The sequence below is a fragment of the Cobetia marina genome, assembly GCF_001720485.1.
Taxonomy (GTDB): Bacteria; Pseudomonadota; Gammaproteobacteria; order Pseudomonadales; family Halomonadaceae; genus Cobetia; species Cobetia marina.
The window spans coordinates 2,108,833-2,133,994 of record NZ_CP017114.1; the positions used below are offsets into that span (position 1 = coordinate 2,108,833).

24 protein-coding genes are annotated in these 25,162 nt (G+C 62.7%); 9 read left to right on the forward strand and 15 right to left on the reverse strand.

The annotated features are described in order from the left end of the window. Positions 1-94 precede the first annotated feature (94 nt). Both flgK and flgL read left to right on the forward strand, forming a co-directional pair. On the forward strand, positions 95-1,738 hold the full coding sequence (flgK, locus tag BFX80_RS08975) for a flagellar hook-associated protein FlgK (RefSeq protein ID WP_084208638.1): 1,644 nt from the start codon (positions 95-97) through the stop codon (positions 1,736-1,738). Between the two features lie 10 nt (positions 1,739-1,748). After that, a complete protein-coding gene (gene flgL / locus BFX80_RS08980) occupies positions 1,749-3,002 on the forward strand; it encodes a flagellar hook-associated protein FlgL (protein ID WP_084208639.1) in 1,254 nt (417 codons plus the stop codon). 1 nt (position 3,003) lies between these two features. Here flgL and fliR read toward each other — a convergent pair whose 3' ends face one another. From fliR to fliF, 13 genes are all read right to left on the reverse strand, one after another. Beyond that, positions 3,004-3,795 carry a flagellar biosynthetic protein FliR gene (fliR, locus tag BFX80_RS08985; RefSeq protein ID WP_084208640.1) on the reverse strand — a complete coding sequence of 264 codons (792 nt, stop codon included), beginning with the start codon at positions 3,793-3,795 and terminating at the stop codon, positions 3,004-3,006. Between the two features lie 13 nt (positions 3,796-3,808). Beyond that, on the reverse strand, positions 3,809-4,078 hold the full coding sequence (fliQ, locus tag BFX80_RS08990; RefSeq protein ID WP_077376253.1) for a flagellar biosynthesis protein FliQ: 270 nt from the start codon (positions 4,076-4,078) through the stop codon (positions 3,809-3,811). A 168-nt stretch (positions 4,079-4,246) separates the two neighbouring features. After that, positions 4,247-4,945 carry a flagellar type III secretion system pore protein FliP gene (gene fliP, locus BFX80_RS08995; RefSeq protein ID WP_157109521.1) on the reverse strand — a complete coding sequence of 233 codons (699 nt, stop codon included), beginning with the start codon at positions 4,943-4,945 and terminating at the stop codon, positions 4,247-4,249. Between the two features lie 80 nt (positions 4,946-5,025). Further along, positions 5,026-5,586: a flagellar biosynthetic protein FliO gene (gene fliO, locus BFX80_RS09000; RefSeq protein ID WP_084208642.1), complete on the reverse strand. Its 561-nt coding sequence runs from the start codon at positions 5,584-5,586 to the stop codon at positions 5,026-5,028. A gap of 12 nt (positions 5,587-5,598) precedes the next feature. Further along, positions 5,599-6,090, reverse strand: a complete 492-nt coding sequence (gene fliN / locus BFX80_RS09005; RefSeq protein WP_084208643.1) for a flagellar motor switch protein FliN — start codon at positions 6,088-6,090, stop codon at positions 5,599-5,601. Continuing rightward, positions 6,083-7,093, reverse strand: coding sequence for a flagellar motor switch protein FliM (gene fliM, locus BFX80_RS09010; protein WP_084208644.1), 1,011 nt, complete (start codon positions 7,091-7,093; stop codon positions 6,083-6,085). Before fliM ends, fliN begins: the two co-directional genes overlap by 8 nt. 6 nt (positions 7,094-7,099) lie before the next feature. After that, positions 7,100-7,588, reverse strand: a complete 489-nt coding sequence (locus tag BFX80_RS09015) for a flagellar basal body-associated FliL family protein (RefSeq protein WP_167593008.1) — start codon at positions 7,586-7,588, stop codon at positions 7,100-7,102. 221 nt (positions 7,589-7,809) lie between these two features. Further along, on the reverse strand, positions 7,810-9,192 hold the full coding sequence (locus BFX80_RS09020; protein ID WP_084208646.1) for a flagellar hook-length control protein FliK: 1,383 nt from the start codon (positions 9,190-9,192) through the stop codon (positions 7,810-7,812). Positions 9,193-9,250: 58 nt separating this feature from the next. Then, complete coding sequence (gene fliJ, locus BFX80_RS09025) at positions 9,251-9,700, reverse strand: flagellar export protein FliJ (protein ID WP_127735356.1); 450 nt, start codon at positions 9,698-9,700, stop codon at positions 9,251-9,253. Positions 9,701-9,755: 55 nt separating this feature from the next. After that, positions 9,756-11,114: a flagellar protein export ATPase FliI gene (gene fliI, locus BFX80_RS09030; RefSeq protein ID WP_084208648.1), complete on the reverse strand. Its 1,359-nt coding sequence runs from the start codon at positions 11,112-11,114 to the stop codon at positions 9,756-9,758. Beyond that, positions 11,111-12,010 (reverse strand): FliH/SctL family protein, encoded by a 900-nt coding sequence (locus BFX80_RS09035; protein WP_084208649.1) that lies wholly within the window; start codon positions 12,008-12,010, stop codon positions 11,111-11,113. The genes fliI and BFX80_RS09035 overlap by 4 nt, the downstream gene beginning before the upstream one ends. Beyond that, positions 12,003-13,001: a flagellar motor switch protein FliG gene (gene fliG, locus BFX80_RS09040; protein ID WP_084208650.1), complete on the reverse strand. Its 999-nt coding sequence runs from the start codon at positions 12,999-13,001 to the stop codon at positions 12,003-12,005. The genes BFX80_RS09035 and fliG overlap by 8 nt, the downstream gene beginning before the upstream one ends. Beyond that, a complete protein-coding gene (fliF, locus tag BFX80_RS09045; protein WP_084208651.1) occupies positions 12,994-14,751 on the reverse strand; it encodes a flagellar basal-body MS-ring/collar protein FliF in 1,758 nt (585 codons plus the stop codon). Before fliF ends, fliG begins: the two co-directional genes overlap by 8 nt. Positions 14,752-15,000: 249 nt before the next feature. Between fliF and fliE the strand changes: the two genes are divergently transcribed. Beyond that, a complete protein-coding gene (gene fliE, locus BFX80_RS09050) occupies positions 15,001-15,360 on the forward strand; it encodes a flagellar hook-basal body complex protein FliE (RefSeq protein ID WP_084208652.1) in 360 nt (119 codons plus the stop codon). 186 nt (positions 15,361-15,546) lie between these two features. Here fliE and BFX80_RS09055 read toward each other — a convergent pair whose 3' ends face one another. Next, complete coding sequence (locus BFX80_RS09055; RefSeq protein WP_084208653.1) at positions 15,547-16,692, reverse strand: FliC/FljB family flagellin; 1,146 nt, start codon at positions 16,690-16,692, stop codon at positions 15,547-15,549. A gap of 418 nt (positions 16,693-17,110) precedes the next feature. Here BFX80_RS09055 and BFX80_RS09060 point away from each other — a divergent pair, with 418 nt between their 5' ends. Continuing rightward, on the forward strand, positions 17,111-17,857 hold the full coding sequence (locus BFX80_RS09060) for an RNA polymerase sigma factor FliA (protein ID WP_084208654.1): 747 nt from the start codon (positions 17,111-17,113) through the stop codon (positions 17,855-17,857). A gap of 190 nt (positions 17,858-18,047) precedes the next feature. On the opposite strand, the gene BFX80_RS09065 is transcribed toward BFX80_RS09060, so the two are convergent. After that, a complete protein-coding gene (locus tag BFX80_RS09065; RefSeq protein ID WP_084208655.1) occupies positions 18,048-19,649 on the reverse strand; it encodes an MFS transporter in 1,602 nt (533 codons plus the stop codon). A 753-nt stretch (positions 19,650-20,402) separates the two neighbouring features. Here BFX80_RS09065 and BFX80_RS09070 point away from each other — a divergent pair. The 5 genes from BFX80_RS09070 (at position 20,403) to BFX80_RS09090 (ending at position 25,161) form a co-directional block, all read left to right on the forward strand. Beyond that, the gene (locus BFX80_RS09070) at positions 20,403-21,392 is read left to right on the forward strand and encodes a DctP family TRAP transporter solute-binding subunit (protein ID WP_127735371.1); all 990 of its coding nucleotides are present in this window, start codon (positions 20,403-20,405) and stop codon (positions 21,390-21,392) included. 218 nt (positions 21,393-21,610) lie between these two features. Next, the gene (locus BFX80_RS09075) at positions 21,611-22,111 is read left to right on the forward strand and encodes a TRAP transporter small permease (protein ID WP_240499516.1); all 501 of its coding nucleotides are present in this window, start codon (positions 21,611-21,613) and stop codon (positions 22,109-22,111) included. Further along, positions 22,101-23,396 carry a TRAP transporter large permease gene (locus tag BFX80_RS09080; protein WP_084208657.1) on the forward strand — a complete coding sequence of 432 codons (1,296 nt, stop codon included), beginning with the start codon at positions 22,101-22,103 and terminating at the stop codon, positions 23,394-23,396. Before BFX80_RS09075 ends, BFX80_RS09080 begins: the two co-directional genes overlap by 11 nt. A gap of 387 nt (positions 23,397-23,783) precedes the next feature. After that, positions 23,784-24,023, forward strand: coding sequence for a DUF1656 domain-containing protein (locus BFX80_RS09085; protein WP_240499517.1), 240 nt, complete (start codon positions 23,784-23,786; stop codon positions 24,021-24,023). A 220-nt stretch (positions 24,024-24,243) separates the two neighbouring features. Next, positions 24,244-25,161 (forward strand): efflux RND transporter periplasmic adaptor subunit, encoded by a 918-nt coding sequence (locus BFX80_RS09090; protein WP_077376306.1) that lies wholly within the window; start codon positions 24,244-24,246, stop codon positions 25,159-25,161. Position 25,162: the final 1 nt, after the last annotated feature.

Here is a 25,162-nt window from a genome sequence, read left to right on the forward strand (position 1 = left end):
CGCTCAGCACTGGCCGATAGTCAGGCATGCCCGGCACGTCGCGGCAGAGTGCCCATCTTCCTACTGTCTTCTTCATTCGCTTCAGGTAAACGTCATGGCCAGCAGCATGTTGAGTATCGGTGTCAGTGGTCTGCAGGCCGCCCAGACCGCGCTTGCCACCAACAGCAACAACATCGCCAACGTCTATACGCCGGGTTATAGCCGCGAGACGGTGGAACTGAGTGGCGGGCCGGGGGCCAGCCCGGTCTCTGGCGTCAGCGTGTCTTCCATCAGTCGCCAGACGGATGCGTATCTCTCGGCGCAGCTGGATTCGGCGCTGAGCGCCAGCGCGGCGCTGGAAACCCGTGAGGCCAATCTCAGCCAGATCGACAATCTGCTGGCGGATGAAGAGGCTGGCTTGGCGCCTCTGATGCAGCAGTTCTTCGCTGCCATCGAGGGTGTCGCCAGCCAGCCGGGCGACCCTGCCGCCCGCGAGAGCATGTTGGGCACGGCGGAGAGCCTGGCCGGGCAACTCAATGCCTTCGCGGGGTATCTCGATGAGATGGATGCCGGTGTCAATGCGCGAATCGGCGATGTGGTCGGCGACATCAACAACGCCACCACCCAGATCGCCTCGCTGAACGAGCAGATTTCCATGACGCGTGCGCGCACCGGAGAAGAGCCGCTGGGGCTGCTGGATCAGCGTGATCAGGCGGTCACCGAGTTGCAATCGCTGGTGGGTGTCGACGTGCAGGAGCAGGGCGGGCGCTTGAGCATCAGCCTTGGCAACGGTCAGCTGCTGGTCAATGGCAGCGACAGCCATGATCTTGTCGCGGTGGTGGACCCTCAGGATGCCAGTCGGGTGGTGGTCAATTACAGCGCGGCCCCGGGAATGCCGATGAGTCTCGAAGAGGGCCAGCTTGAGGGCGGCACGCTGGGCGGGTTGCTGGGATTTCGTGAGGAGAGTCTGGCGCCGGCCCAGAATCAGTTGGGGCAACTGGCGGCGGGTCTGGCATTGGCCTTCAATGCCCAGCATGGCGACGGGATCGATGCCAATGGTGACGCCGGCGGCGACTTCTTCACGCTCGGCACGCCGGAGGTCCTGCCCGCCAGCGGCAACACCCTCGATGCAGCACTTGAGGTCGAGTTCGCCCCTGCGACCCTGAAGGAGGGTGAGGACTTCTACAGTGTCGCCCTGACCGGTGATGACTATCGCCTGAGCCTGGAGGGCGGGGAATACCGGCTCGAGAATCTGGGCAATGGCACAGTGGAGAGTCTGAGTCCGGACAGCGAAGGCCTGATGCAACATGAGGGTCTGATCCTCTCGGCCACCAACATGGCGGACGGTGACAGCTTCACCATCCAGCCGACACGCCAGATTGCGCCGACGTTTGGGGTCGCGATCAATGACGGCGCTGACATCGCGGCGGGCGAGAGCAGCGGCAGCCTCGACAACCGCAATATCCTGGCGTTGCAGCAGTTGCAGAGCAGCGACGCGCTGGGCAGTGCCGGCAGCTTCAATGACCAATACGCCTCGCTGGTCAGCCAGGTCGGTAATCAGACTCGGCTGGTGCAGGTCAATCTGGAGGCGCAACAGAGCCTGACCGAGCAGCTGACGGCCGCCGAGCAGTCGGTGTCAGGGGTCAACCTCGATGAGGAAGCCGCGGACCTGATTCGCTATCAGCAGTTCTACCAGGCCAACGCTCAGGTCATCCAGACCGCGGCGACGGTGCTGGATACCCTCCTGAACATCCGCTAACGAGGTCGTGATGCGCATCAGTACCCAAACCCTCTATGCCCAGGGCGTCAATTCGATGCTGGAGCAGCAGGCCGCGTTCTCGAAGGTGTCCGAGCAGCTCGCCAGCGGCAAGCGCGTGGTCAATCCCTCGGATGACCCCAGTGCCGCCAGTCAGGCAGTGACGATCTCGCAGGCACAGGCCGTCAATGAGCAGTTCGCGGACAGTCGGACCACGGCGCGCAACACCTTGTCCCTCGAGGAAAGTACGCTCAATCAGGTCACCGATACCATCACGCGTGTCCAGAGCCTGATCGTCCAGGCAGGCAATGGCACCCTCAGTGACAGCGATCGCGACGCGCTGGCCACCGAGATCGAAGGCAGCCGTGACGTGCTGCTGGGGCTGGCCAACAGCACCGATGGCAATGGCAACTATCTGTTCGGTGGCCTGCAGGGGGATACGGCGCCCTTCGCTGAGGACGGCACCTATCGCGGAGATGACCAGCAGCGCCAGCAGCGCGTCGACAGCTCGCGCCTGATGGAGGTCAATCACACCGGCAGCCAGATCTTCGCTGGCGTGGCATCCGGCAGCCAGTCGTTGGCGATCCAGACCAGCAGCCGCGAGTCGTCATTGCCGATCACCTTCAAGGGGCCGGAGCTGATCGATTCGAGCGCGCGTGTCGATGGCGCTTCCTACACCATCGACATCGATGCGACTGGCGTCACGATCACCGATGCCGACGGTGCGGATGTCACGATGCTGGATGGTGATGGCGACCCGCTGGCATCACCGGTGGCGTTCCGCGATGGCATGACGCTTGCGTTCAATGGCCTTTCGATGACGCTGTCCGGTGATGAGCAACAGGTGCTTGAGGCTCAGGCGTCCGGCAAGGCAACGCAGCTGGTGGTCGAGGAGGGAGAGGCCAGCGCCGAGGTCTTCGCCAATCTGGACAGCCTCATCACGGCACTGGCGACGCCCATCGAGACCGACGAGGATCAAGCCGCGTTCGACAATGCCATCGCGAGCGCCAGTCGCCAGTTCCGCAACAGTCTCGACAACGTGCTGACCGTACGCGCCGATGTCGGCACCAAGCTCAATGAACTGGACGCTCTCGATCTCATCGGTGATGACCGCGAAATCAATTATGCCGCCACACGCTCTGACCTGATCGACCTGGATTACAATGCCGCGATCTCTGATTATTCACTGGCTCAGGTCGGGCTGCAGGCCTCCCAGCAGGCCTTTTCCGAGATCTCCTCGATGTCGCTGTTCGATTATCTGCGCTGATTCACAGACCGCTTCCCAGCCCTGCATGTACGGCCTGCAGGGCGCTCAACGCCTGACGGAACAGCAGCGACAGCCAATCCGTCATGCCGGGCATCATCAGCCACAGCATGGCGATGCCCAGCAGCAGGGTGAGCGGAAAGCCGATGGAGAAGACGGATAGCTGCGGCGCCGAGCGGTTCAGTACGCCCATGGCCAGATTGATGGCCAGCAGCGATGCCACCAGTGGCAATGCCAGCAGCAGGCCTGCGCTGAACAGGCTGGCGCTCCAGAGCAGCAGGTTTTCCAGTCCCGGTGACCCCAGCCTAGCGAGATCCAGCGGGATGTCATGAAAATGTCCCACTAGAATTTCCAGCACCAGCAGATGGCCGTTGAAGGCCAGAAACAGCAGCATCGCGAGCATGCCCAGCAGACGCGACAGCACCTGGGTGTTGGTGCCGGTGTCCTCGGAGAAGAAGCTGGCGAAGGCCAGCCCCATCTGCAGACCGATGAATTCCCCCGCCGCCTCGACGATGGCGAAGGTGATGCGCATCACCAGACCCAGTGCCATGCCGACCGCCATCTGCAGTGCCAGTTGCCACACGGCCACCAGCCCCAGCATGTCCGGTGCCGGTGGGCTGTCGATCAATGGCGCGATGATCACGGCCAGGCCGAACGCCATCAGCAGTCGCACCGGGGTCGGCAGACTCCGGTGCCCGAAGATCGGCGCGATCAGCATGAAGCCTGACAGGCGCGCGAACGGCCACATGACACTGACGATCATCGCCTGGAGCTGATTCGGGTCCAACCCGTTCATGCGCGCTCCCAGCCTAGCCGATCAACTGCGGAAAGCCCGTGAAGACGCTGCGCGTGAAGTCGAGCAGCGTCTCCAGAAGCCAGGGGCCCGCCGCGACCAGCACCGCGAAGACGCCGAGAATCTTGGGGATGAAGGACAGTGTCATCTCGTTGATCTGCGTGGCGGCCTGGAACAGGCTGACCACGAGCCCGATCACCAGCGCGCTGGCCAGCAGCGGGCTTGCCACCAGTAGCGTGATGTACATGGCATGTGAGGCCAGACTGGTGATGACGTCAGGTGTCATGCACGACTCCATGGGCGATGAGGCGGAGAAAAGACGAAGATGAGATGAAGATGAGACGAAGATGAAAATGTAAAGAAGATCAGACACAGAGGGCCGGTGCTGCTGGCCAGCGGGAGGGCCGGGCCAGCCAGCTCACTCGCGACATCAGAGGAAACCTCCGTCGAGAGCTCAGTAGAAACTGTCGGCCAGTGACCCCAGCAAAAGCTGCCAGCCATCGACCAGCACGAACAGCATCAGCTTGAAGGGCAGCGAGATGGTGGCAGGCGGTACCATCATCATCCCCAGCGCCATCAGGACGCTGGCCACCACCAGGTCGATGATCAGGAAGGGCACGAACAGCGTGAAGCCGATCTGGAAGGCCGTCTTCAGTTCGCTGGTCACGAAGGCCGGCAACAGGACACGCCAAGGCACCTCCTGTGGTCCCTGTATCTCATCGAGTTCTGCCAGGCGCGCGAACAGCGCGATGTCAGGCTCACGCACCTGGCCGAGCATGAACTCCCGCAGCGGCACGCCGCCGCGTTCGATGGCTTCCTGAAGGCCGATCTGCTGGCTGTCGTAAGGCTGCCAGGCCTCGTCATGGATGCGCTCGATGACGGGCGACATGATGAAGAAGGTCAGAAACAGCGCGATGCCGACCAGAACCTGATTGGGGGGAGCCGACTGGGTACCGATGGCCGTGCGCAGCAGCCCCAGCACGATGATGATGCGAGTGAAGGCGCTCATCATCAGCAGTGCCGCCGGCAACATCGCCAGCCCGCTCAACAGGATCAATGTCTGGACATTGAGCGACCACTGCTCGCCACCGTTGGGCAATGGCTGGCTGGTCAGCCCCGTCAGGACATCGGCGTGGGTCGGCAGACTGGTCATGGCCAGCAGGATCGCAAGCCCCGCCTTGATGAGCGTCGCCGTCCCGCGGCCGGCTGGTCGGGGGATGTGGCATGTCGCGGTCATCGCTCGACCGCCTTGTTCGTCAGACGTGACTGCAACAGCGCCGCGAAGCCCTGCTTGCGTGCGGCATCAGACCCAGACTCGCCGCCGGACTGGCAGTCGAGGTTCTCGGGGAGTGCCTGCTCGTCGAGATCTCCCAGATGGCTGACGCCCTGCGGCCCCACCCCCAGCATCAGGCGCTGATGCCCCACCTCGACCACTACCAGACTCTGCTTGTGGCCCAGTGGCAGGCGTGCCAGAGCACGGAGCGGTACGCGTGTGCCGTGAACACCGGCCCCGGCTCCCAGACGCTTGACCAGCCAGGCCAGCAGCAGGATCAGCGCGATCACCCCTGACAGCGCAAGCCCCGTGGTGGCAAGACTCGCCGCCCCGAGCGGCGATTCCTGTGGGTCATGTCGGAAGCCGGGCTCGGTAGGGGCCAGCGTCTGCGTGGTGTGTGCAGCGGTGGTGCCACCCGCGAGGATGTCACTCGCAGGGGTATCGTCGGTGGCGACGGCAGTGGTCGTCTCGGCGAGATCAGACTCCGAGAGCGCGGCGGATATGGGAGGAGTGGCAGACATGCAGAGACAGCCTCAGCGGTTGAGCTTCTGTACCCGCTCATTGGGAGTGATGATTTCCGTGATGCGGATACCGTACTTGTCCTCGACCACGACGACCTCGCCCTGGGCGATCAGATAACCATTGATCAGGATGTCCATCGGCTCACCGGCCAGGCCATCCAGCTCGATCACCGAGCCCTGGGAAAGCTCCAGCAGCTGCTTGATGGTCAATCGGGTGCGTCCGAGCTCCACGGTCATCTTGACCGGGATGTCCATGATCATGTCCAGCTCACGCGGCCTCGTCTCCCCTCCAGAGCCATCCAGCGGCTGGAAGATGTCGCTTGAGCCTGGTGCGGCGCTGGCGTTCGGCGCCTGCTCTTCCATGGCCTTTGCCCATTCCTCTCCCATCTGTTCAGTCATCGCTTCCGCCCAGGGATCATCGGGGGATTGGCCCGAGGCTGACGATCCGGCATCTCCCGGGGATTCGGGTGACGGGTGCTCTTCGGGCGAATTGGGCTCACTCATCGCCGGTGTCCTCGTATGCGGAATTGATCGGGTGATTGATGATGCGGCTCACGCGCAGGGCACGATGCCCGTTGGCGCTGCCAAAACCGGCTTCCAGGACTGGCACGCCATTGACGTAGGCATTGACGGTGCCCGGGCGTTCGATGGGCAGGACGTCACCAACCGCCAGTTCCGCCAGTGCCCCGAGCGTCGTTTCCAGCGTGCAGAAATCGGCATGCAGCTCGACATCGGTGGCGCGGACTTCCTGCCGCAGTCGCTCGCTCCACTGGCTGTCGCCCTCGGCGGTCGTCTCCTGCAGCGGGCTGGATAGCAGCTCACGATGGGGTTCGATCATCGAGTAGGGCAGGCAGATCTGGAAGTCACTGCTGTGATTGCCCACCTCGAGATGGAAGCCGGTGCAGACCACGATCTCGTTGGGGGAGCTGGTGATATTGGCGAACTTGACCTGCATCTCGCTGCGCAGGTACTCAAGCTCTGCCGGAAACACTCCCGACCAGGCGTCCTGATAGGCAGTGAGGGCCAATCTCATCAGGCGCTGGATGACACGTTGTTCCGTGCGGGTGAATTCACGGCCTTCGGACTTGGTCACGAAGCGGCCATCACCACCGAACAGGCTGTCGACCACCATGAAGACGAGACTGGGCGGGAAGACCAGCATCGAGGTGCCGCGCAGGGGCTTCATGGTGAACAGATTGATGTTGGTGGGCACCGGCACGTTGCGCGAGAACTCGTTGTAGCTGAGAAACTGCACCGGCCCTGGCGTGATGTCGGCTCCGCGCCGAATCAGATTGAACAGTCCCATGCGGAACTGGCGGCTGAAGCGTGAATTGATGATGTCCAGCGCATGCAGACGGTCCCGGATCACGCGGTGCTGGCGTGCGGGGTCAAAAGGGCGGATACGCTCCTTCTCGGGGGCCTTGGCAGCCTCCGAGCCGTGCTCTCCATTGACACCGGAGAGCAGCGCGTCGATTTCATCCTGGGATAGCAGGTCGTCTTGAGCCATGGAGGATTACTGCACGATGAAGTCGTTGTAGAGCACGCCGGTGATGGCCAGTGGCTGGCCCCCTTCGCTGTAGGGACGAGACAGCTCGTCACGCAGCGTGGTCTGGAGCGCCAGCTTGCCGGACTGGCTGGTCAGCTCTTGCGGGTTCTGGCCTGACAGCAACAGCAACATCCGGCTCTTGAGCTCAGGCAGGCGTGACTGTACCAGGCGTGAGGCGTCCTCGTCGGCCAGCTTGAAGGTCACCCCGATATAGAGCAGTCGATTGCCTCGCGGGCTCTCCAGGTTGACGGTGAACGGTGCCAGCGGCAGGAAGACGGGGGGCGCTTCGACCACGACGTCCGGCGTGTCGTCCGCCTCGCTCGCCTGGCGGTCACTGAAGACCGGCAAGGCGAAATAGACCACTGCCAGGGCAGCAATCACGGCCGTCACCATGCTGATCAGACCGATCGTCAGCCAGGTACGGGATGGATTCTGTGAAGCGGTGGTCGATGACATCGTGATGCAAGGTCTCCGGGGTCGGTGGCTGGCGCCAGTATGCCCGACGGGCACCATGCCGAAGGGCGGAATAAGGCCACGCTTGGGGGCTTACTTGGGTGATGGTCGTATCATCTGCGCCTCAGGTCAGGCGCGGGGGCCTCTGCTCGCACGATGTCGTCACCCAAGTTCATCCCACAGGGCCATTGCGAAAGCTCATCACACAAACTCATCACATAGAATCATGCCTGCCACTCACGACCAGAGGAGAGCGTGGCAAGCGTTGGGTCTTCAAGGGAGGAGGCCTGGCGGTCGTGAGTGTCTGATGAGGGGGCTCCCACGGTGCGTGATGCCCAAAGGGGAGCGTGCTCGCCGGACTGTCGCTCGCTGTGGCCGTCATCACGCCCACCTTGCTGGCCATCGCCCCAGTGGAACTGAGCAGCGGAATCGTCCTCGCCACTGATGGTGACCTCTGACAGCGCATGACCCTGCGCATCCAGCGCCTGACGCAGGTCCGCCAGGGACGCTTCCACCGCGGCACGCACCTGCTGATGCGCGGCGACGAAGTGCGCGCTGGTCGTCTGCTCGCCAAGGCTCAGGTGAATGCTGAGCCTGCCGAGATCCGCCGGGTTGAGCGTCAGCTCCGCCTGGGGCGTTCGGCTCAGTTGCATGCGCACCACCTGGTCGCTCAGGGACTGCTGCCAGGCTTGGCTGCCGACACTGGGGGACACGCCGTGAAGAGTGCCTTGCAGCATGCCTTGCGGTGCCATGCCGGGGGCCGCGAGAGGCATGCCAGCCAGTGAGTGGCCACCGGAGGCGCTGCTGGCATCGCCCAGCATGCCGGAAAATAGCGCGACCTGATGGCTCGGCGACCCCGTCACGACACCTCCCTCGCCGGGGAGCGCGGTGAACGGTCCCGCCTCGCCCTGAGTCAGGCTTGCGGGAGTCAGCGCAGTGAGTGCACGGCTCACGGCGTCGGTTGATTTGCGGGACGACAGGGGCGGCGTGTCTGTCGGGGGAGACGTGGTGGGTGTGCCCGAGGCCTTGCCTGCCTCGCTCTTGATGTCACCGACCTTGCCGCTGCGCAGTGAGGTGAACCAGTCACTGCGCGGAAGAGGCGCCTGGGCCTGCTGCCCGTTGGCGCCCGCGAGCGCATCCGGCGTGGCGGAGCCGGAGGATGATCGGGCCTGATTCGTCATCTCCTGCAGGGCCTGCATGTGCTGTATCGCGCCATTGAGGTCCGAGGTGTCATCGGAGGGATGGCGGGGCTCGACCTCGTGACTGGCGGTGGCACCTGCAAGATCTCGAGAGCTCTCGTCAGTCGTGGCGTCAGCGCTTGAATCAGCACTTGAGTCAGCACTTGAGTCAGCCTTGGCGGCGCGATCATCCTCGAGTGCTCGAGCTGACTCGTCGTTCGTTGCCTGCGCTCGCTGATGACGGGATTGCAGGCGAGCTTCCTGAGCCTGCTCCGCACTGCGCTTCTCCTCACTGCGAGCCTGCGCCAGATGCTGTTCGAAGTCCTGACCGGGGGGACTGACCCGGGCATCGCGCGGCTGGCTGTTTGAAAAGGCCATCGACGACGAGGAAGGCCCTGTCGTGGCCAGGATGCTGGGGCTATCGGTCATGCAAGCTCTCCCTGATGCGCCGGAATACGCGCAGTGATCGTGCCGTCATTCACTACGCTCAGAGGCTGGCGTGGCGCCGCCAGGCCTGCATGGCCATCTCGTCACTGCGACGTTGCTCGCTTGCCCGAACTTCGCGACTGGTCTCCAGGGCGGCGCGTTCCGCCAAGCCCTGCCAGGCCGCGTGGGTGCGCTGCTCGCTGACCAGCCGTTGATGCCGGGCGGTCGTCTGCGACGTCTCCATCGCGACGCGCTGGCGGCACTGCGCAATGGCATTGTCCAGCGAGGCGATGAAGGTCTGGAAATTCTGCCAGCTGGCCGGGTCCAGACCCTGGGCCAGGCGCTGCTGCATCTGCTGGCGATAATCGAGTCGATACTGTTCCAGCGTCGCCAGCTGGCTGGCGGCGGAGTCCTGGCGCTGACGCTGCTGATTCAGCTGGCGTGCGGCACCATCACGGCGGCGTTCGCTCAACCGGGTCAAGGTGTCAAAGCGTGAAGTGGATAGGGTCATGCGTGACGTTCCCTCGTGATGGCGAAAGGCGCAGCGCTGACGCGACACAGCCGCGTCACTGCTGGGCCAGCAGCTGTTCCAGCATGTCAGTACTATCGGCAAGGCTGGCGCGTTGTGAAGTGGCCTGTTGCAGGAAATGCCCCATGGGCTCATGCAGGCGCACTGCGTTGTCCAGGGTCTTGTCGCTGCCCGGCTGGTAGGCCCCGATGGCGATGAGGTCCTGATTGCGCTGATAACTCGAGTACAGCTGCTTGAAGCGGCGGGCTCTGGTCAGCTGGCGCTCCGGCGCCACCGCGGACATCGCGCGGCTGATGGAGGCCTCGATATCGATGGCCGGGTAGTGCCCGCTCTCCGCGATGCGCCGCGACAGCACGATATGACCATCGAGAATCGCGCGGGCACTGTCCGCGATCGGGTCCTGCTGATCATCGCCTTCGGTGAGAACGGTATAGAAGGCGGTGATGGACCCGCCGCCACGCCGGCCGTTGCCCGTGCGTTCCACCAGTGCCGGCAGCTTGGCGAACACGGAAGGGGGATAGCCCTTGGTGGCCGGTGGCTCACCGATGGCCAGGGCAATCTCGCGCTGCGCCATGGCGTAACGGGTCAGCGAATCCATGATCAGCAGCACGTCCCGGCCTTGATCGCGCAGGGATTCGGCGATGCGTGTCGCGTAGCTGGCTCCCTTTAGTCGATGCAGGGGGGTCATGTCAGCAGGGGTCGCGACCACCACCGCACGCTTGAGACCTTCTTCGCCGAGCGTGTGCTCGATGAATTCCTGCACCTCGCGACCGCGCTCACCGATCAGGCCGACCACGATGACATCGGCATTGGTGAAGCGGGCCATCATCCCCAGCAGTACGCTCTTGCCGACCCCTGAGCCGGCAAACAGCCCCATACGCTGCCCGCGGCCAACGCTGAGCAGGGCATTGATGGCGCGAATCCCCACGTCCAGCGGCGTGTCGATGGGGGCGCGTTCGAGGGGATTGAGCGGCTGTCCCTCCAGGGGCGCATGACTGACGTCTTCCAGCGGCCCCAATCCATCCAGCGGTCGGCCGACGCCGTCCACGACACGCCCCAGCAGAGCGTCACCGACCGGATAGCGACGTTCGCCGACATTGCCATGCCCCAGGGGAATGACCTTGGCACCCGGCGCCACGCCACTGAGCGGGTCGATGGGCATCAGGTAGAGGGTCTGGTCGGCGAAGCCCACCACCTCGGCTTCTGCCGGCGCCATGCCCGGCCCCAGTTCGATCAGGCAGCTGGCACCTACCGGCAGCCGCAGGCCGACGGCTTCGAGTACCAGACCGGTGGCACGCACCAGTCGCCCGGTGGTGAGCTGGGGTTCCAGCGTCTCGACGCGCTGACGGATGGCCTGCATGGCGCTGCGCCATTGCTGAGAGGCAGAATCGCTCATGAGGGCAGACGCCCGAGGGTGTCAGACGACAGCGATGACGCCGCCGGCGCTGCCGGTGATGGCGCGAAGGCGTTCTCGGGGGGCTCTTGCAGCGAAGGCTCCAGGTGCAGGATACGTGCGCCTGCCGTGGTGACATCCGTGGGGGCCGCGCGTTGGCGCAGCTGGCGTGACAGCAGTGCCAGTCGGCTTTCCAGACTGGCATCGTGACAGCCGCTGTCCGCCTCGGCACGACAGCCACCGACGCTGAGGCTGGTATCCGACAGACATTGCCAGCCCAGGCGGGCAAGTTCGGCGCCTATCGCCTGCTCGACCCGCGGCAGATCCGCCGGATTCAGATAGAGGCGAGGGCGCCCGAGCAGCGGTGGATCCGCGGCCAGCAGGCTGCGGACGCTCTCGACGACATGCTCGGGGTGCGCGCGGAACGCCTCTCTGGCCAGATGCCGACCGACACTGACGGCGAGGGCCGCCAGCTCATCGCCGATCTGCTCCTCGAGGCAGGTCAATGACTGTTGCAGGTGATGGACAAGCGGCGTGACCTGAGCCATCTGCTCGGCCAGCGCCTGTCGAGCGGTTTTGTCCTGCTGCTCGGCCTTCTCCTGCGCTTGCTGGCGTGCGCGCTCCAGCCCGGCTTGATAGCCGGCCGCTTCACCGGCGGCGTAGCCTGCTTCATGGGCGGCCTGTTCGAGTTGGCGGCGCTGCGCTTCCAGCGTGGCACGTGCCCGTTGCGTCATGCGTCTGAGCAGCTCCGCATCAGGAGAAGTGCCTGACCCCGTCTGTCTCGTGCTTGCCTGGCGCGAGCCGGTGGCGTCTGGCCGCGCTTCCAGCGCCGTGTCCAGCGACTCGAGTTCCAGCGGCTGCCAGCCGTCATCTGCGCTGCTGGTGAGGTGATCAGACATAGGCGTCGCCACTCGAATTGATCACGATCTCGCCGCTGTCTGCCAGGCGACGGACGGTCTGCAGGATGCTCTTCTGCTCGCCCTCGACCTGGGTGACACGCACCGGGCCCCGCGCTTCCATGTCGTCCTTGAGCATCTCCGCGGCACGCTGCGACATGTTCTGCAGGAATTTCTGCAGTACCGCGTCGCCAGAGCCCTTGAGAGCGATCACCAGGGTGTCGTTGTCCACTTCCTTGAGCAGCAGCTGAATGGAGCGGTCCTCGAGATCGACCAGATTCTCGAACACGAACATCTCATCCACGATCTTCTGCGCCAGGGCTTCATCGTGGTGGCGTACCGCTTCCAGAGCCTGCTCTTCATGCTGGCCGGGCATCAGGTTGAGAATCTCCGCCGCCGTACGGATACCGCCCATCTTGCTGCGCTTGAGGTTCTGGCCATCGAGCATGTTGGCCAGTACTTCGGTCAATTCCTGCAGGGCTGCCGGCTGGACGCCATTGAAGGTGGCAATCCTGAGCAGCACGTCGTTGCGCAGGGCTTCCGCGAACTGTTCGAGAATCTGTGAGGCCTGATGGCGCTCCAGATGCACCATGATGGTGGCGATGATCTGCGGATGCTCATCGCGGATCATCTCGGCGGCCAATGCCGGCTCCAGCAGATTGAGCGACTCGATGCCGTTGCTCTTGCCGGAACTTTCCAGAATGTCCTCGAGCAGGGAGCTGGCGCGATCCTGACCCAGCGCCTTGACCAGCACCGCGCGGATATGGTCGCTGGAGAGCATGTTGACCGCGCTGAACTGCTCACTGTCAGCATGGAAATCCTCGAGGGTCTTGGCCATCTGCTGATGGGACACCTGAGGCATGTGGGTCATGGTGGTGCTCAGTTTCTGGATCTCCTCGGTGGAGAGAAACTTGAAGACCTCGGCCGCGCTGTCTTCATCGAGGCTCATCAGCAGCGCGGCGCTGCGTTCCAGGTTGGACAGGGACTTACTCATGGTGACTCATCCAGTTCTTGAGAATCATGGCGACCAGGCGAGGGTCCTCACGGGCCATGTCACGGGCATCCTTGAGATTCTGCTGGTAAGTGCTGGGGCCACGGGAGGGCGGCTCCTGTCCCGAGGGAGCCGTCTGGCTGGCACCCGGCACAGCGACACTGGCCTCCATGCCTGCGGCAGATAGGCCCTCTCCCATGGGCCCCGCCGGTTGCCCGATGGTCTGGTAGTCACTCTGCGGGCGTAGCAGAGGTGTCAGCAGCGGCCGCAGCAGCTTGCGATACAGAACCCAGGCGACGATCAGGATGATCAGGTAGCGGCCAAGTTCGATGGCCAGCGCCTGGAGTTCAGGGTTCTGCCACCATTCGGCAATGTCATCCGGCCTCACGTCGGCGCTGCCTGCCATCACGAAGGGCGCATTGATCACGCTGAGGCTGTCGCCGCGCTGCTCGCTGTAGCCCATGGCCTGACGTACCAATGCCTTGATCTGCTCAAGCGCTTCGCTATCCAGCGGGCGGGAGGTGACATTGCCGTTGGCATCCGTCACGCCTCGGTGATTGACGACCACCGCCACCGACAGCTTTTCCAGTCGCCCCAGTCGCTCACGGGTATGACGCACGACCTTGTCCAGCTCGTAGTTGGTGATCGAGCTGTGCTGATAGTTGCCGCCCCTTTCCTCATCGGTTGCGTGGCTGGCGGCAGTGTCACCCTCATCTCCGGTGTCATCCGCGGTATTGATGGGCGAGGCGGCGGTACCCGGCGGCGTATTGGACAGCGCCCCGGGAATGCCGCCGATCATCGCCATGTCACCCGCGCCGGCATTGTTGAGCTGTGCACTGCGCACGGCGGCAGTGCCGGGGGTCTGATTGGGGCTGTAGTGTTCTTCCGTCTGCTCGGAATGCGAGAAGTCCAGCTGGGCGCTGACTTCGGCACGGAAGTTGTCGCGTCCCAGAATCGGGGTCAGCAATACGTTGATGCGCGACTGGTAGCGTTGCTCCAGCGCCTGGGCATATTCCAGGGCGCTGCCATCGAGATTGAGCGTATCGCCGGCCGGGCGCGACAGCGGCTCGCCATTCTGGTCCACGACGGTGATGTCCTCGCTCACCAGGCCCTGCACGCTGCCTGCCACCAGATGCTGGATGGCCTGGATCTGGCGATCCTTGAGCTGTTGACCCCGATGCAGCTCGACCACCACGGAGGCTGTCGCCGGGCGTCGCTCACGCACGAAGACGGATTCCTCGGGCAGGGCGAGATGCACGCGCGCGCTGGCGACGGGTTCGAGACTTGCGATGGTGCGTGACAGCTCCCCCGACAGGGCGCGCTGATAATTGACGTGCTCGGTGAACTGGCTGATGCCGAAGGCCTGGGTGTCCATCAGCTCGAATCCGGTGCCGCCCTGACTCGGAAGGCCTTGCTGTGCCATGGACAGGCGCAGGCGATAGACCTGGTCTGCCGGCACTTCCAGGGTCGCGCCCTGATCACTGAGACGATAGGGCACGCCGGCCTGCTCGAGCTGCGTGACGATCTCGCCACCTTCATCGGCAGGCAGATCGCGGTACAGCACGCTCCACTGTGGTTGGGTACCCCATAGCAGCAGCGCCACGATGACGGCCACGCAGAACGCCGCCGCCATGATCAAGGGCAGGCGTGGCAGTGACGCCAGACGGGTCTTGAGGTCATTGACGGTGTGGCTGCCGCTGCCCGCCGAGGGCTTGCTGGCCCCCTGGGGCGCTGACTGGCTGGGTGTACTCATGCAGATGTCCGGTTAGCGCAAGATGACGGCGCCGTGGTCTGGGGTCGCAGCGGTGGTGCCTGCAGGCAGGAGAGTTGTGTCACCCTCTTGTCGCACGGTGCCCATTATCGAAGCTGTCGGGGTAACCAATCAGACGAATAGCGTGTCAAAAAGCGGGTATTAGCGACTTTCAGCTCTGCGTTTGGCTGATAGGCTGAGCTCCACTGAAAGCGGCAGACGAATGGCGCGCGTTGAGACAGGAGAGGCGGGATGGCAATCGAATCAGTTGGCGCGAGCGTGACGTCCGCGCTGTCACCCGCCATGAAGGACGGGGTGCAGCAACTTGAGCGCATGGCGGCTCAGGCCGCGGGGGGCAGCGGGCAGCCAGGCGAGATGATTGAGGCGTCGTCGGGTTTTGCCGGCATGCTCAAGGACTCGCTGTCGCGCGTCAGCCAGTCTCAGCAGGTCGCGGCGGGGCAGGCCAAGGCCTTCGAGCTGGGCAGTCCTGATGTCAGCCTCGATCAGGTCATGGTGGCAGGTCAGAAGGCCTCACTGGAATTCGAGATGACCGTGCAGGTACGCAACAAGTTGCTGAGTGCCTACAAGGAAATCATGAATATGGCGGTGTGATTCCTGTCCGCATTCCAATGAAAAAGGGCAGACGCGATGCGTCTGCCCTTTTTTGTTTGCTGCTGCTGGATATCGCTGGCGGAGGTTGAAATGCAAGAGCACTATCAAAATGATCAATATTATCCGCCAGCAACCGGCCTGCCACTCTTGCTGAGTGACAGGCCTCTGCAGCACGCAAGCCATAAATCAGCCAAGCAGTGACAGCACGTTCTGCGGCACCTGGTTGGCCTGGGTCAGCATGGAAGTCCCCGCCTGCTGCAGAATCTGTGCAGTGGTCATGCTGGAGACTTCTTCCGCGTAATCGGCATCCTGAATACGTGACTGGGCAGAGGCCAGGTTGGTTTCAGTCGTCGCCAGGTTGGTGATGGCAGAATCGAAACGGTTCTGCACGGCACCGAGGTCGGAACGCTGGCTGTCGATTTGCTTGAGAGCAGCATCGATTTGGGCCAGTGCTCCAGGTTGAGTGGTTACTGCTGTTCCAGCGACAGCAGAGCTCCAGTCAGCGCCATCTGTGACAGTATAAAAATCCCCGTCTTCTGCTGTAGCACCGACTGTCGCTACGCCTGAATCATTTAGTGCCAATGTGGCATTTTCAGTATTACCATCTTCGTCTGTGTAGGTGATTGCCGACCAATTAGTACCATCACTCTTATCACCACCAGCATCTGCCAGAGCGATAAGATTCCCATCATCATCTTTTGCTGCATACTGAGCAATAGTTCCATCTTCATCTTTAACTTCGTAGATTTCACCCAAAGTGCTATTGACTGCAACTGCTTCGCCCAGCTCAGGTTCTGCTTGTTGTGTAGGGTCAAAATTAGTGAGAGATAATGAGGCTACATCTGTTTGTTTCAGATCAATTGTAATTTTTTCGCCGTCATTGGCACCTACCTGAATTTCAAGACCTTGGTCTGCGGCAAGTACGTCAATACCATTGAAGCTTGTCTGCTCGGAGATACGATCAATCTCCTCAAGGCGCATGGTGATTTCATCTTGGATGGAGCTCAGGTCATCGGCATTGTTGGTGCCGTTCTGTGCCTGGACAGTCAGCTCACGGACTCGCTGCAGGTTATCGTTGACCTGATTCAAAGCACCTTCAGCGGTCTGGGCGACAGAGATGCCGTCGTTGGCGTTACGCTGTGCCTGGGACAGGCCGGTGATCTGGGAGTCCATGCGGTTGGCGATGGCCTGGCCGGCGGCGTCATCCTTGGCGCTGTTGATGCGCAGGCCGGAAGACAGACGTTCCATGGAGGTGTTCAGGGCGTTCTGGGACTGATTCAGGTTCTGCTGAGTCACCATGGAGAGGGTGTTGGTATTGATCACTGAAGCCATGTGTCACTTCCTGTCGTAATGGGGAGATAGATGGCGTGTCGCCAGTAACGACTCCTGTGCCGTTGCTTCAGTTATCGTCGCGGCGCGACAGAACTTTAGAAATTTTTTGCGGCCTTTTGATGTTGCTCGATCCGGCTGAGTTTCTGGCTCTGCCCGCGAGATGCTCGCGACATTCTGTCGACCTGCTGGCGGGGGCGTGTCTCGTCTTCCCTTTCTGTCTCTTCCTGTCTGCCTTGGTTTCCGCCTCCCCGAGACGGACTTGCGACGTAAGGCAGGAAAGCCGTCGCTGAGGGTAGCTATTCGAGCGAATGGTTTGTGGCAGGGGCGCGACAATACGCTGGGAACAGGAGTCCCGAGGATGGGGGCATGACCCTGAGTCAAACCACCCCGAGGGATGCAAGCGAGGACCAGGACGCCGATGTATACCGCCAATGGGCGCATGGCCCAGCAGGATATCTACACCGAATATCAGCCGCTGGTGCGCCGCATCGCGCTGCAGTTGCAGGTGCGCTTGCCAGCGAGTGTCGATCTCGAGGATCTGATTCAGGCTGGCATGTTGGGGCTGTGTGAATGCGTGGGCCGCTATGAGCAGGGCCACGGCGCCAGCTTTGCCACCTATGCCAGTCAGCGCATCCGGGGTGCGATGCTCGATGAGCTGCGCTCGCGAGACTGGTTGCCACGCAGTGTGCGTCGGGCCGGGCGCGAGCTTGAGAGCGTGATCCAGCAGCTGGAGCAGAGCCTGGGTTATCCGCCCGAGGAGACCCAGATCGCCTCTGCCATGGGGCTTGAGCTAGAAGATTACCGACGCCTGCTGCTGGATACCAACAACGGCATGGTGATGTCGCTGGACGAGATGCTGGATGAGGATGGCGCCGCACCGGGCGGAATCTCCACTCCCTACGTGGAACCCTTCGCATTGCCCCACGAGGCGCTGGAGGAGGCCGATACTCGCCGAGCACTCACCGAGGCCATCGGACGGCTTCCGGAGCGCGAGAAGCTGTTGATGGCGCTTTATTATCAGGAGAATCTCAATCTCAAGGAGATTGGCGCGGTGCTCGATGTCACCGAGTCGCGGGTTTCCCAGTTGCACTCCCAGGCCGTGCGCCGTCTGCAGGGTGTGTTGGCGCCGCATCTGGTGGCGCGGGCGGGCAAGCGTCGTCGCTGAGCCTTTATCGTTATGAGCCTTCTTCGTTTCCCTGGTCTTTATCCCCCCCGCTGAACCGTCTGTCTGTGTTGCCTGCCCCTGTTTCGCCCGCCGCTATTTCGCCCGCTCCAACCAAGAACACCGCCTCTCAGGGCGGTGTTCTTGGTTAACGCTTATCCTATTTTCAATTTCGGCATGCCGTCAGGCGTGATCAGTAGCTCTCGCGCTCCGGCTCCGACCTGACGCGGCGCTCCTCTTCGCTGAGGTGCTGGGCCTGCTCATCGATATGGCCATCCAGATGCCAGTCGTCTTCCATGCCGGTGACGCGGTCGTTCATCACGCCTTCCTCGTTGTCGACCTGCTGCACGACGCCTCCTTCTGTTTCAGAGGCCGCTTCCTGTTGCTGGGCAGCGAGTTCTTCCTCGCTAGGCTCCGGCTCAGGTTCGGCATCGAAGTCGAATTCCAGCTGACCGGTCTCGGGCTCGGTGATGGCTTCCTCGACCCAGGCGGCACTCAGCGGACTGGTGGTGGAGGGCGCCACCACATAGTGACCGGGGTGATCGCCATCCTCGGCATCCAGCACCTGACGCGGCTTGCTGGTGACACTGGCGGCGAGAATCACGATCAGCACGTGGATGGCGGTCAGGGTATAGAGGAAGCCGACGGCCCCGAAGCGCTCCATCAGCAGGCCCGCGGTGAGCGGGCCAAGAATCGCGCCCGCGCCATGCATCAGTACCAGCGTGCCGCTGGCGGAGATGATCTGTGGCGTGGTCAGCAGGTTGTTGGCCGCCGCCAGGAACAGCGAGTACTGGGTCAGGATCAGCCCGCCGAGCCCCGCCCCCAGCAGCGCCATGGTCAGCATGCTGCCACCACTGAACGGCACGCCGCCGATGGACAGCGCGATCGCCCCGACACTACAGCCCAGAATCACCTTCTTGGCCGAGAGCTTGTCGGAGAGCTTGCCCAGCGGCCATTGCAGCAGGGCGGCCCCCAGAATGAAGGCGCCCATGAACCAGGAGACTTCCTGCACCGGCAGGCCGGCGCGGTCGGCATACACCGCGCCCATGCCGAAGACGGTGCCGTTGGCGATGCCGGTGGCGAAGCCGCCCAGGGTGCCCAGCGGTGCCAGACGCAGCAGACGAACGATCCCCATGGCCTCCGGCTGCGCGCCTTCCGGTTGCGGTGAGGCGGACAGCAGCATCGGCACCAGCGCCAAGGACATGATCACCGAGACCAGGATGAACAGCAGATAGGTATTCGGGTTGGCGACGTTGAGCAGCAGCTGGCCACCGCCCATGCCCAGATAGGTGATCACCATGTAGATGGCCAGCAGCCGGCCACGCATCTGGTTGGTCGCCTGGCTGTTGAGCCAGCTCTCCGCCACCACGTAGAGACCGGCGAAAGCGAAACCGGTGATGAAGCGCATCGCGATCCACACCTCGGGCACCACATAGAGCGCATGGATCAGGATACACACCGAGGTGATGGAGGCCAGCGCCGCGAAGGTACGCACATGGCCGACCCGACGCAGCTTGCGCGGCGCAAGCGTCGAGCCCAGCAGGAAGCCGGCGAAGTAGGCCGACATGATGATGCCCGTCATGGTGTTGCTGAAGCCTTCCGAGGAGGCACGAATCCCCAACAGACTGCCCTGCAGTCCGTTGGCCAGCATCAGCATCCCCATTCCCAGCAGCAGCGACCACAGAACGACCGCCGCGCCCAGACTGCTGGTCGGCTGCAGTCGCTTGGGCGGCGTGTCGAGCGGCTCGGTCTCGAAGGTGGGAGTGGGTATGGCTTCCTGCTGGGGGTGCGGCATGGAAGGGGCCTCATCGGTCAAGGTCGGTACCGTTTGAGCGGTGCCGACGAGATGTCAGGTACGACACTTGCGTGCGTGGTGATGGTCAGTCGTGGTTGGTCCTTGCGGGAACGGCGCTCAGTCTACCGACCGAATCCGCAGTCTGCGACCCGTGGCGCGCCATTGCGTGGATGAAAGGCGACAGATCTGGAAATTTGTCGCAATGATGTAATGGGCTGGATAAGTATACAGTGCTCCGTGAAATCCTGACCTCGAAGGGGCTGGGGACACGCTGGCGTTGTAAAAGGCACGGCATCAAGCAAAGTGAAATATCCTGAAACTCCCTGTTGGCGGGGCCTGCACCCAGGTTGGCCCTCTTGAATCGCTGGATACACTCCTTGGCAACACACGTTGATGACACCACATGGTCGAGCGTTTCGTACGCAAAAAGTCTCGGAAAACCCGAGGGGTGGATGCATATACAGTGATGGGAATGGAGCGAGATAGCATGTGAGCGTCGAAAAAGCACCGATCTGTCGCATGGTCGAATGGTCAGCGACCAAAGTAGATGCGAATCTGCCCGAGGACACACTCAACAACATCATAATCAAGAGGTTATTCATGACCCTGACCGCCGCACTCGCCAACGCTGATTCCGCCTCCGGAACTGACACCGTCTCTCGTCAATGGCATCGCCACGCTTCAATGTCTGCTACTCCTTCCACTACCTCTTCTACTTCTTCGCGTGTTGCCGCCCCGAGTCGCGCTGCCCTGATGGCTGGCGTGCTTGGCCTGGCTCTGCTGTCACCGCTGATGGCGAGTGATGCCGAGGCGCGCGAGCTGTCCGTCTCCACCGTGCTGTCGGATGCCTTCCCTTGGGGGCAGGCGGCCGAGAAGTGGTCGGAACTGGTAGAGGAGCGCTCCGGTGGCGAGCTTACCCTGCGTGTCTATCCGAATGCCCAGCTGGTGGCGGGAGACCAGACCAAGGAATTCTCGGCCATGCGTCAGGGGCTGATCGATCTCGCGGTGGGCTCGACCATCAACTGGTCGCCCCAGGTGCCGGAGCTCAACCTGTTCTCGCTGCCGTTCCTGATGCCGGACCACGCCGCCATCGATGCGCTGACTCAGGGTGAGTCGGGCAAGCAGGTCTTCGCCGCCATCGAGTCCAAGGGCATCATGCCGCTGGCGTGGGGCGAGAATGGCTTCCGTGAGGTGTCCAATTCCTCGAAATCAATCACCACGCCGGACGACTTGAAGGGCCTGAAGATTCGTGTGGTGGGCTCGCCGCTGTTTCAGGACACCTTCACCGCGCTGGGCGCCAACCCGACCCAGATGAGCTGGGCGGATGCCAAGCCGGCGCTGACCACCGGTGCGGTGGATGGTCAGGAGAACCCGCTGTCGGTGTTCGATGTGGCACGGATCGATCAGGTCGGCCAGACCCATCTGACCCTCTGGCACTATATGGCGGACCCGTTGATCTTCGCCGCCAACCAGCGTGTCTGGAAGTCGCTCAGCGAACAGGAGCGCACTCTGCTGACCGAGACCGCCAGGGAAGCGGGTGCCTGGGAGATCGCCATGAGTCGTGAAGGCAATGCCCAGCGGCTGGCGGATATCGAGGCGCGCGGCGTGAATGTCGTCAAGCTCGATGACGATGCGATGCAGGCCTTCCGCGATGCTACCCAGTCGGTCTACGAAAGCTGGACACCGAAGATCGGTGAGGCGCTGGTCGAGACGGCACGTGCCGAGGTCGAGGCCTCGCGCTGAGTCTGGTCATGATCGCCGCTGCTCACGGAGCAGATGACATCGGGAATAATGCGGTCTGTGCGCGTTATTGAGTGAAGAACCACGCCGGGGCCTGACAGCCTCGGCGTTCGTGTGGATCGCGTGTCATGTCGCAAAAGTCGCAACAACCGTCTCAACAAGCCTCACATCAAACCGGCACCAGCGGAGCGCCTGCTCCCACGGACAGGCCACCGCCACGCGTGCGGCCGGAATCCTGGCTGGCGGCGTTGGCGCTGGGCCTGATCGGCATCATCAGTCTGGCCAACGTGGTGGTGCGTTACGCCACCGATGCCTCCTTTGCCTTCACCGAGGAATTCTCGGTCTTCCTGCTGGTGTTGCTGACGCTGGCGGGCGCCTCGGTGGCGATTCGCCGTCAGGCACATATTCGTATCGCGCTGCTGGAAGACGTGCTGCCGTTGCCGCTGTGGCGACTGGTGGTGGTATTGCAGACCTTGGCGGTGCTGGTCGTGCTTGGACTGGTGGTGTGGTTTGGCGGCACCTTCGCGCTGGAGGAGTATCAGTGGGAATCGCTGTCACCGGGACTGGGCCTGCCCAACTGGTGGTATGTAATCTGGCTGCCGCTACTGGGTGTGGCGATGGCCTGGCGCCAGCTGCAGCAGTGTGTTGATCGCTTGAAGCAAGGACCTGATTCGCGGCAAGTGGATCGCGACCAGCGCAAGGAGTCAGATCATGAGTCCTGATCTCTGGTTGCTCGCAAGCTTTGCCGCGCTGTTGATACTCGGCGTGCCGGTGGCCTTCGCGCTGGGGCTGTCGGGTGCGGTGGGAATCGTCGCGGGGCTGCCGGTGAGCATGCTGGCCACCTTGGGGACCAATACCTACAACAGCATTGCCAAGTATCCGCTGATCGCCATTCCATTGTTCATCCTGACGGGGCTGGTGTTCGAGCGTGCCGGAGTGGCGGCGCGGCTGGTGCGCTTTGCCCAGGCGTTGATCGGGCCGCGTCACGGTGGCCTCGCGCTGGTGGCAGTGCTGGTGTGTCTGATCATGGGCGGCATGAGTGGTTCCGGCCCGGCAGATGCCGCCGCGGTGGCGATGGTGATGATTCCCAGCATGACACGGGCGGGCTACCCCAAGGCGTTCTCGGCGACGCTGATTGCGGCCTCGGCCTCCACGGCGATCCTGATCCCGCCCTCCATCGCGTTGATCCTCTATTCCATCGTGGTGCCGGGGGTGGATCTGCGCGCGCTGTTTGCCGCAGGGCTGATTCCGGGCTTGCTGGTGGGTGTGGCCTTGCTGGTACCGGCCTGGGTGCTGTCGCGGCGCTATCGCTGGGAAGATCCGACTCAGGTGGAACGTATCGCGCTGGGTCCGGCGTTCCGCTCAGCGATTCCGGCGCTGCTGGCACCGGTGATCATCCTCGGCGGGCTGCGCTCAGGCCTCTTCACGCCCACGGAAGCGGCGGTGGTGGCGGCTGCCTACGGGCTGTGTGTCGGGCTCTTCATCACCCGTGAGCTCAAGCTCTCCCAGGTGTGGGAACTGCTCAGGGAAGCAGCGGTGATCTCGGGGGTGGTGATGCTGATCATCGCGCTGGCGGGCATATTCGCCTGGGCCGGCACCATGCTGGGTACCTTCCGCCATCTCGCCGAGTGGTTGATCACGCTGTCCGATAGCGGCACGGTGCTGCTGATTCTGGTGATGGTGGCGGTACTGATCGCCGGGATGCTGCTGGATGCGGTCTCCATCTACCTGATCCTGATGCCGGTGCTGATTCCGGTGATGCAGCACTTCGGGTGGCATCCGGTATGGTTCGGGATTCTGCTGGCCATGAACATCGCGATCGGCCAGTTCACGCCGCCGGTGGCCGTCAATCTGATGGTGACCAGCAGCGTGGCCGGTGTCCGACTCGAGAAGACCGTCGGATGGGCGATGGTCTTTGTCGTGGCGATGCTCGCGGCCCTGGCAGTGGTGATGCTGTTCCCGGAACTGGCGCTATGGCTGCCGCGCATCCTCGGTTATGCCGTGTAACGCAACCGAGTGAGCGCGTTGTTGAGTGCGAAAGCGGAGCGGAGCCTTCATAAGCGGCTTGTCGAGAGGCAAGCCGCTTGTCATGACTGCCACACCCACCAGATGTTCCGCCCGGACGCTGACTTCACCCGCGCGCCTACTGGAAAATCCAGCAGGGGGAAGCACTTGCGCACTGTCGCGTCTCATCACGGGCACGTGGCAACTCGCCTGATAAATGTTAGCCTGCATATATTCTTGTGGGGTGGCGGGCGCTTGAGACCTTGAATGCAGGCGGACCTGCCTCCATTGGTTGACGTTGACTGAGCGTCAATGCTGGCGACCAATCTCGCCTATCGCCCCCCGCATGCGTGATCTCACCTCCAGAGGATCTCCAAAGGACATGTGTCGATGAACGAAACACCCCCTGACATGCCATTGGCAGGTTTCAATGCACTGCACGAGATGGTGGTGGGAGAATTCCTGATCAGCCCCATGCTGGTCTATGCGCTGGCGGCGCTGGTGATCGCCGGGTTGATTCGCTCGTTGCTGCACCGGGTGCTTGCCAATCATGAGCTATGGTTCGAGGCCTGGTTCGACATCTCGCTCTTCATCATCTGTCTGACGGGAATCGTCGCACTGGTGACCTGACGCCTTCACCGAATCGCGTCTGGTCCGTCACTCATCGTCATCGCGACAGCGCTCGCGTCGCAAGCGTCAGATGTCCCTCGTCATTCACCTGTCGCGTCACTGTCGCAACGTCACCCCATCTTCGAAGGCGGTCGAGCTCAGGCGTCACTGGCAAGCATCACTCTGCGCAATCTCGTGTGAGCCGAGGCTCCCGTCAGGATCAACTCTTCAAGGAAACTGCATGAGCAAGTCTCGACAGAAAGTCGTGAAATGGGTCATTACCCTGTGTCTGGTGGCCGTGGCGGTCTGGTGTGCCATCTGGCTGTGGAAGACCTACATGTACAGTCCCTGGACGCGGGATGCTCGCGTGCGTGCCGAGGTGATCACGCTGAGCCCTGACGTGTCCGGCTGGGTGAGTGAGCTCAACGTGGCGGACACCACTCGCGTCAAGCAGGGCGACGTGATTCTGCAGATCGACCAGGCCCGCTATGCGGCGGCGCTGGCTCAGGCCAAGGCGAGTCTGGCCAGTGCCAAGGCCACCTTGCGGCTCAAGGAGCATGAAGCCAATCGACGCAGTCGCCTGACCAACCGGGCGATCAGTGAAGAGGAGCGTGACAGTGCTCGCCTCGAGGCCGAGGTGGCTCGCGCCGATGTGCAACAGGCCGAGGCGGCGCTTCAATCCGCGCAACTGGATCTTGACCGTACCCAGCTGACCGCTCCGGCGGATGGCAGCATCCTCAACATGCACCTGACACAGGGCAACTATGTGACGGCGGGTACTTCGGTCATGGCGTTGATCAAGGATGACTCCTTCTATCTCAGCGCCTATTTCCAGGAGACCAAGCTGCAGCATGTGCGCAAGGGAGATCCGGTTCAGATCACGCTGATGAGCGGCAACAAGGACTTCAAGGGCCGTGTCGTGGGAATCGGTGAGGGGATCGCCGATGACAATACCGCGACCAATGCCCAGCAGCTGCCGCAGGTGAGTGCGACCTTCAGCTGGGTACGCCTGGCACAGCGCATTCCGGTGAGAGTGGAGTTCGATGATATCGAGGCGGTACGGGCGTCCGGGGTCAATCTGGCGGCAGGCATGACGGCGAGTGTCCGGCTGCTCAGTGACATCACCGATGCCGAGGACAGCGGCCACGGAGCACCTTGAT